The organism is Kitasatospora sp. NPDC005856, from assembly GCF_040629945.1.
Taxonomy (GTDB): Bacteria; Actinomycetota; Actinomycetes; order Streptomycetales; family Streptomycetaceae; genus Kitasatospora.
In genome coordinates this window covers 1-5874 of sequence record NZ_JBEXWT010000138.1, presented here as the reverse complement: position 1 = coordinate 5874, position 5874 = coordinate 1, and the positions used below count along the sequence as shown (strand labels likewise).

Below are 5874 nucleotides of genomic sequence, written 5' to 3'. Positions count from 1 at the left end.
CGGGAAGTCGGCCCGGCCGACTTCCCGCGCCGCCGTCACGGTGCGCCGAAGCCGTCCTCGACCAGGCGGGTGGCCCAGCGGGTCAGGGCCGGGGTGAGGGGTGGATGGGTGAGGCCGGCGTCGGCGGCGAGCCGGTCGGCGGAGGTGGTGTCGTAGCGGTCCTCGGAGAGGAAGGTGAGGGTCTCCGGGTCGGCGCCGGTGAGGGCGCGGGGGAGGCGGCGGACGAGGGGGACGGGGATCAGCGCGCGGGGCGGGCGGACGCCGAGGTGGTGGGCGAGGACGGCGATCAGGTCGGGGAGGCAGGGGGTGGTGGGGTCGAGGACGGTGTGGGCGGCGAGCGGGTCGCGGTCGTGCTCGGGGACGGCGGCGAGGAAGCGGGCCAGGTGGTCGACGGTGACGACCGGGAGGAAGGTGCGCCGGGTGCCGGGCAGCAGGGGGAGGCGGCCGCGGTGGAGTTGGCGGACGAGCTGGGCCGGGCCCAGGTACTGGCCCGCCTCGCCGGTCCGTGAGTGGCCGATGACGCTGCTGGGGTTGACGGTGGTGAGCGGGACACCGAGGCGGGGCGCGGTGACCCGGACGGCGGCGTCGCCGAGCTGCTTGGAGGCCTCGTACGCGCCGAGGCGGCGGTAGAGCGCCGCGGTGGCGGAGGGGTCGAGCGGGTGGTGCGGCCGGGGGTCGCGGCCGACGCGGTAGCCGGAGAGGTGGACGAGGCGTCGCAGCCCGGGCCGGGTGGCGGACCAGTGCAGGGCGTTGAGGGCGCCGTGGAGGTTTGCGGGTTCGGCCTGGGCGCGGGTGAGGCCGAAGGCGTAGTGGGCGGCGAGGTTGTGGACGTCGCGGACCTCGCCGAGCCGGGCGTCGTCCTCGGGGGAGAGGCCGAGGCCGGGGCGGGTGAGGTCGGCGGTGACGGTGGTCGGCGCGCTGCCGTCCGCGCCGTGGTCGTGCAGCCACCGGCGCAGGGTGTCCGCGCTGCCGGTGCCGCGGACGGCGGCGGCCACCGGCTCGCCACGGGTGAGGAGTTCGAGGAGGAGCCAGCGGCCGAGGAAGCCGGTGGCGCCGAGGACGAGGGTGCGGGGTGGTGGGGCGGGGGTCATGGCGAACTCCAGGAATCCATAATCAGTAGACCGGTCTGCATATTTTTTGGGCATGCGGAATGCGGCATGCGGAATGCGGCGTGTGGCATTCGGCAGGCAGCGCGTGGAACGGCCCGTCGCCCGCACGCCGCCGCCTAGCGGACGCCGAGCAAATGCCGGACGGCGTGCCGGGCGTGGTCCAGCGGCTCGCGGCTGCGCCGGACGGAGGCGAGCAGGACGGCCCCCTCCAGCAGGGCGAGCGCCTGCCCGGCGGCGGCCTCGGCCTGCGCCGGGCTGAAGCCCTCGCTCTCCAGCCGGTCCGCCAGGACCCGTTGCCAGCCCGCGTACAGCTCGGCGCAGACCGTCCGCAGGGTCTCGTTGGTGCCGGCCACCTCCAGGGCGACGGTGGCGATCGGGCAGCCGCTGGTGTAGTCCGAGTGCTCCAGGCGTTCGGCGAAGGCCTCGATCAGTCGCTCGGAGAGGGTGGCGGTGTCGGCGCCCTCGCCGGCCAGGGCCGTGAGCAGCGCCTCGACCTCCTGGCCGGCCTGGGTGAGCGCGGCGGCCACCAACTGGTCCTTGCCGCCGGGGAAGTGGAAGTAGAGCGAGCCGCGCGGGGCGCCGGTGGCGGCCACGATCCGGTTGAGCCCGGTCCCGAAGTAGCCCTGCGCCTCGATCAGTTCCCTGGTGCCGGCGATCAGCCGGGCCCGGGTCTCCTCGCCCTTGACTCCCATGCGGCGATAGTAGACCGGTCTGCATATTTCTGTCGACGGGCCTTCGGGGGCGGTCCCGAGATCCTCCGAAGGGGCCCTCGACCACTTGTCAGAACCGGAGTCGGGCCGGGTGGCCGGTCCAGTGCAGGGCCTCCGGCAGGTGGCCCTGGTCGTTCAGCAGCAGCACCGCGGGCGGCCGGCCGGGCGCGTAGCGCAGGACGGTCAGCGCCGCGTTGGCGGCGCTGACGCCGAGCCAGCGCCAGGCCGGGGCGTCCAGGGCGTGCCGGACCAGCCAGCCGACCAGGAAGGCGTGGGTGACGACCAGTTCGTGCCGCTCCTCGCCGCCGGGCACCGGCCCGGTGAACCGCTCGACGGCCCTCCGCGCCAGCGCGGCGCCCTCCGCCCGCTCCCGCGCCGTGGTGGCCGAGAGGTAGTCCAGCAGGAACTCGGCGCTGTCCTCCGGGAGTTCGTCCCGAGCGGGCACGTACGGAACGAAGTCCCCGGCCTCCTCGCACGGCTGCGGCCGCACGCCGGTCAGCTGCTCCGCGACCAGCCGCGCGGTCTCGGCCGCCCGGGGCAGCGGGCCGTGGTGCAGGGCCGAGAGCGGGCGGCCGGCCAGCCGCCGGCCCAGCAGGGCGGCCTGCCGGCGTCCGGCGGCGGTGAGCCCGCTGCCGTCGCCTTCGGACGCGGCCTCGCCGTGGCGGGCCAGGTAGAGGTAGCGGGTGGCGCGGTCGGTCATGCTCGGGGGCTCCTCACGGTGGACGAAGATCACGTCGTCCCGGAGCGACGCGCCGCGGGCCGCGCCCGGTTCCGGCTCAGCCCGCGTGGGCCGCGTGGGCCGCGTGGGCCGCGTGGGCCGCGTCCAGCAGCGCCAGCTCCTCGGCCGACAGCCGCAGCGCCCCGGCGGCGATGTTGTCCTCCAGGTGCGCCACGTCGCCGGTGCCCGGGATGGCCAGCACGTGCGGGCCGCGCTGCAGCGTCCAGGCCAGCCGCACCTGCGCGGTGCTCACCCCGCGCGCCTCGGCCACCGCTCGGACCGGGTCCGGCTCGGCCTGGGCGGCGCCGGCGCCGCCCTCCCGCCCGGCGCCGGCGATCGCGTAGAAGGGAACGAAGGCGATGCCCTGCTCCCCGCAGATCCGCAGCAGCTCGTCCTGCGCGGCCGAGGCGCCGATGCCGTACGGGTTCTGCACGCAGACCACCGGCGCGATGGTCTGCGCCTCGGCGAGCTGGTGCGGGTGGACGTTGGACAGGCCCAGCTGCCGGATCAGCCCGGCCCGGCGCAACTCGGCCAGCGCGCCGAAGCGTTCGGCGACCGAGTCGGTGCCGACGACGCGCAGGTTCACCAGGTCGAGGTGGTCGCGCCCGAGCTGGCGCAGGTTCTGCTCGACCTGGGCGCGCAGCCGCTCGGGGGTGCGGGCGTGCTCGACCCACTCGCCGTCGAGGCCGCGGCCGGGGCCGACCTTGGTGGCGATCACCAGGTCGTCGGCGTACGGCGCGAACGCCCGGTTGACCAGCTCGTTGGCGGAGCGAAGCGGGGAGAAGTAGAAGGCGGCGGTGTCGATGTGGTTGACGCCCAGTTCGACCGCGCGGCGCAGCACCCGCAGTGCCTGCTCGCGGTCCCGCGGGACGGCGTGGGGGACGAGGGCCGGGCCGGTCTGGGGCAGGCGCATGGTGCCGAAGCCGATCCGGTGGACGGTGCGGTCGCCGAGCTTCCAGGTGCCGGAGTCGGCGGCGGTGACAGGGGTGTTCGCAGCAGTGTTCGAAGTCATGCCCATGATGATCACCGCTGCACTGGCCTGAGCGCCAACGATTCGAACATGTGTGAATCCACGGGGGTGGGGTGTGGCGGCCGAGCTGCTGTTCACGGCGGGTGACCTGGCGCGGATGCGCTTCGCGGTCTCCCCGATGTGGGAGGTCGGGCCGAGCCTGCGGCTGCTGCGCTCGGGGCCCGCCCACCCCGTCCACCGGCCCTGGGCGGAGCAGGTGCGGCCCCGGCTGGCGTCGCTCGGCCCGTCGTACGCGCTGCTCGCCGAGCTGGTGCGCCCCGGCATCCACGACCGAGCTCGCCCGGCGCACCGGGCTGTCGGCGTCCGCGGTGTCCCAGTACCTGACGGCCCTGCGGGACGCCCGGCTGGTCAGCGCCCACCGGGCCGGGCGGTCGGTGCTGTACGCGCGGACGGCCTCGGCGGAGGCGCTGCTGGCGCCGCTGGCGGAGGGATGATCAGACGGTCCTCCGAGTGCCGACCTGACGCCCCGGATGCCGGTGTCATCGGGCCCCGAGCGCCGGACGGCCGTAGCGTGCGGGACATGACACCCCAGCAACGCCCCCGGCGCCCCCGGCAGCGCCGTCGTCGGACCGCCCTCGTCGCCGCGCTGCTCGGGGCCGCCGTCGGCGCCGTCGCGCTCACCGGGGCACCGGTGCGGCCGCCCACCGCCCCGGCTGCCGCCCCGACCCCTGTCCCCGTCCCCGCCATCGTCCCCGCCGCCGAGGCCCGGCTGCGCCCGGCGGGTGCACCGCCGACCGTGTACGCGCACCGCGGGGCCTCCTCCGCCGCGCCCGAGAACACCCTGGTGTCGGACGAGGTCGCCCGCCGCGGCGGCGCCGAGTGGATCGAGAACGACGTCCAGCCCAGCAAGGACGGCGTCCCGTACGTGCTGCACGACGACACGGTGGACCGCACCACCGACGGCAAGGGCCGCATCCGTGACCTGACCGCCGCCCGGCTCGACGCGCTGGACGCCGGCTCCTGGTTCGCCCCGGCGTACGCGGGCACCCGCCTGCCGACCCTGGCCGCCCAGCTGGAGGACCTGCGCACCCGCGGTGGCAACCTGCTGCTGGAGATCAAGGGCCCGCACAGTCGCGACGAGGTCGCCCGGATCGTCCAGGAGGTGCGCGACCACGGGATGACCGACCGGGTCCTCGTCCAGAGCTTCGAGGTCGACGCCCTGCGCCACGCCCGCGAACTGGCCCCCGAACTGCCGCTCGGCCTGCTGCGCGGCGACCTCGACGCCGACCCGGTCGCCACCGCCCGCGACCTCGGCCTGGCCGCCTACAACCCCTCCGACGACGCGCTCTCCGCCCGCCCCGGCGTGATCGGGGACCTGCACGCCGCCGGGGTCGCGGTCAACGTCTGGACGGTCGACCGGCCCGCCCGCTGGAAGGCCCTCACGGCGGCGGGCGTGGACGGCATCATCACCAACCGCCCGGCCGAGCTGGCCGGTTGGAACGCGGCCTGGTCGGCGTCGGGCGCCGCCGGTTAGGCTGCCCGGCGTGGCGGAGGAGAACGCGGCGGACGACCGGGCGGCGGAGGAGTGGGTCCGGAAGCACTTCGGTGTGGTCCTGGAGCCGCAGGGCTCGCTGACCGCCTTCGACGGGCGCCTCGTCGTCGATCTGGACACCCGGCTCGTCACCGTGGACGGCCGCGAGGTGCAGCTCACCCGGGCCGACGTCAGGCTGCTGCGCGGCCTGATCGAGCTGGGCGAGGGCGTGCACGAGCCGTACTCGATCATGTGGACGGTCTACAACGCGCCGTGCCACCCCCACGAGCTGAAGTTCCCGATGACGGTGCTGAGGGTCAAGCTCGGCGAGCCCTCCTGGATCGTGCGCACCGAGGAGGGCTACGGCCTGCGGCCCCCGGAGCTGCCGTAGCCGGACGGCGGCCGAGGACCGAGGACCGAGGACCGATGCCCGCGGCGCCCGGGTGCCGCGAGCCGCATACTGACGGCATGACGGGTGGAGACGGCGGCCGGGCCACGGGCCGGCGCGGGCTGCTGCGGGCGGGCGCGGCGGCGCTGGTGCTGGGGGCCGCGGGCTGTACGGGCGGGAGCGGGCCGCGGTCGGCGGCCACCGGCCAGGCCGCGACTCCCACCGGAACACCGACACCGACGCCGACACCGACACCGACGCCGACACCGACACCGACGCCGACACCGACACCGACGCCGACATCGACGTCAGCGCCCACCTCGCTGCCCCGCCCGCCCCTCTGGCAGCCCGGCCCCGGCGAGATCCAGCCCGACGTCAAGCGCCGGGCCGTCGAGCTGGTCGCCGCGCTCGGCGCCTGGCCGCCCGGCGGGCAGGGCGTGGAGGCGGC

At 76.1% G+C, this 5874-nt stretch carries 7 protein-coding genes and 1 pseudogene; 4 read left to right on the top strand and 4 right to left on the bottom strand.

Annotated features, from left to right (window positions below):
• Positions 1 to 35: 35 nt before the first annotated feature.
• The 4 genes from ABZ449_RS39660 to ABZ449_RS39645 all read right to left on the bottom strand — a co-directional run bounded on the left by ABZ449_RS39660 (position 36) and on the right by ABZ449_RS39645 (position 3549).
• On the bottom strand, positions 36 to 1091 hold the full coding sequence (locus ABZ449_RS39660) for an SDR family oxidoreductase (RefSeq protein WP_360356333.1): 1056 nt from the start codon (positions 1089 to 1091) through the stop codon (positions 36 to 38).
• Positions 1092 to 1225: 134 nt separating this feature from the next.
• Positions 1226 to 1801 carry a TetR/AcrR family transcriptional regulator gene (locus ABZ449_RS39655; protein WP_360356330.1) on the bottom strand — a complete coding sequence of 192 codons (576 nt, stop codon included), beginning with the start codon at positions 1799 to 1801 and terminating at the stop codon, positions 1226 to 1228.
• Between the two features lie 88 nt (positions 1802 to 1889).
• Positions 1890 to 2519, bottom strand: coding sequence for a histidine phosphatase family protein (locus ABZ449_RS39650; RefSeq protein ID WP_360356327.1), 630 nt, complete (start codon positions 2517 to 2519; stop codon positions 1890 to 1892).
• Between the two features lie 76 nt (positions 2520 to 2595).
• Positions 2596 to 3549, bottom strand: a complete 954-nt coding sequence (locus ABZ449_RS39645; protein WP_360356325.1) for an aldo/keto reductase — start codon at positions 3547 to 3549, stop codon at positions 2596 to 2598.
• 71 nt (positions 3550 to 3620) lie between these two features.
• On the opposite strand from ABZ449_RS39645, the gene ABZ449_RS39640 reads away from it, so the two are divergent.
• The 4 genes and pseudogenes from ABZ449_RS39640 to ABZ449_RS39625 all read left to right on the top strand — a co-directional run.
• Positions 3621 to 4001, top strand: coding sequence for a helix-turn-helix domain-containing protein (locus ABZ449_RS39640; RefSeq protein WP_360356323.1), 381 nt, complete (start codon positions 3621 to 3623; stop codon positions 3999 to 4001).
• 86 nt (positions 4002 to 4087) lie between these two features.
• Complete coding sequence (locus tag ABZ449_RS39635) at positions 4088 to 5041, top strand: glycerophosphodiester phosphodiesterase family protein (RefSeq protein WP_360356321.1); 954 nt, start codon at positions 4088 to 4090, stop codon at positions 5039 to 5041.
• 10 nt (positions 5042 to 5051) lie between these two features.
• Positions 5052 to 5429 carry a hypothetical protein gene (locus ABZ449_RS39630; RefSeq protein ID WP_360356318.1) on the top strand — a complete coding sequence of 126 codons (378 nt, stop codon included), beginning with the start codon at positions 5052 to 5054 and terminating at the stop codon, positions 5427 to 5429.
• Between the two features lie 77 nt (positions 5430 to 5506).
• Positions 5507 to 5874 (top strand): annotated as a pseudogene (locus ABZ449_RS39625) (hypothetical protein); the annotation flags it as partial.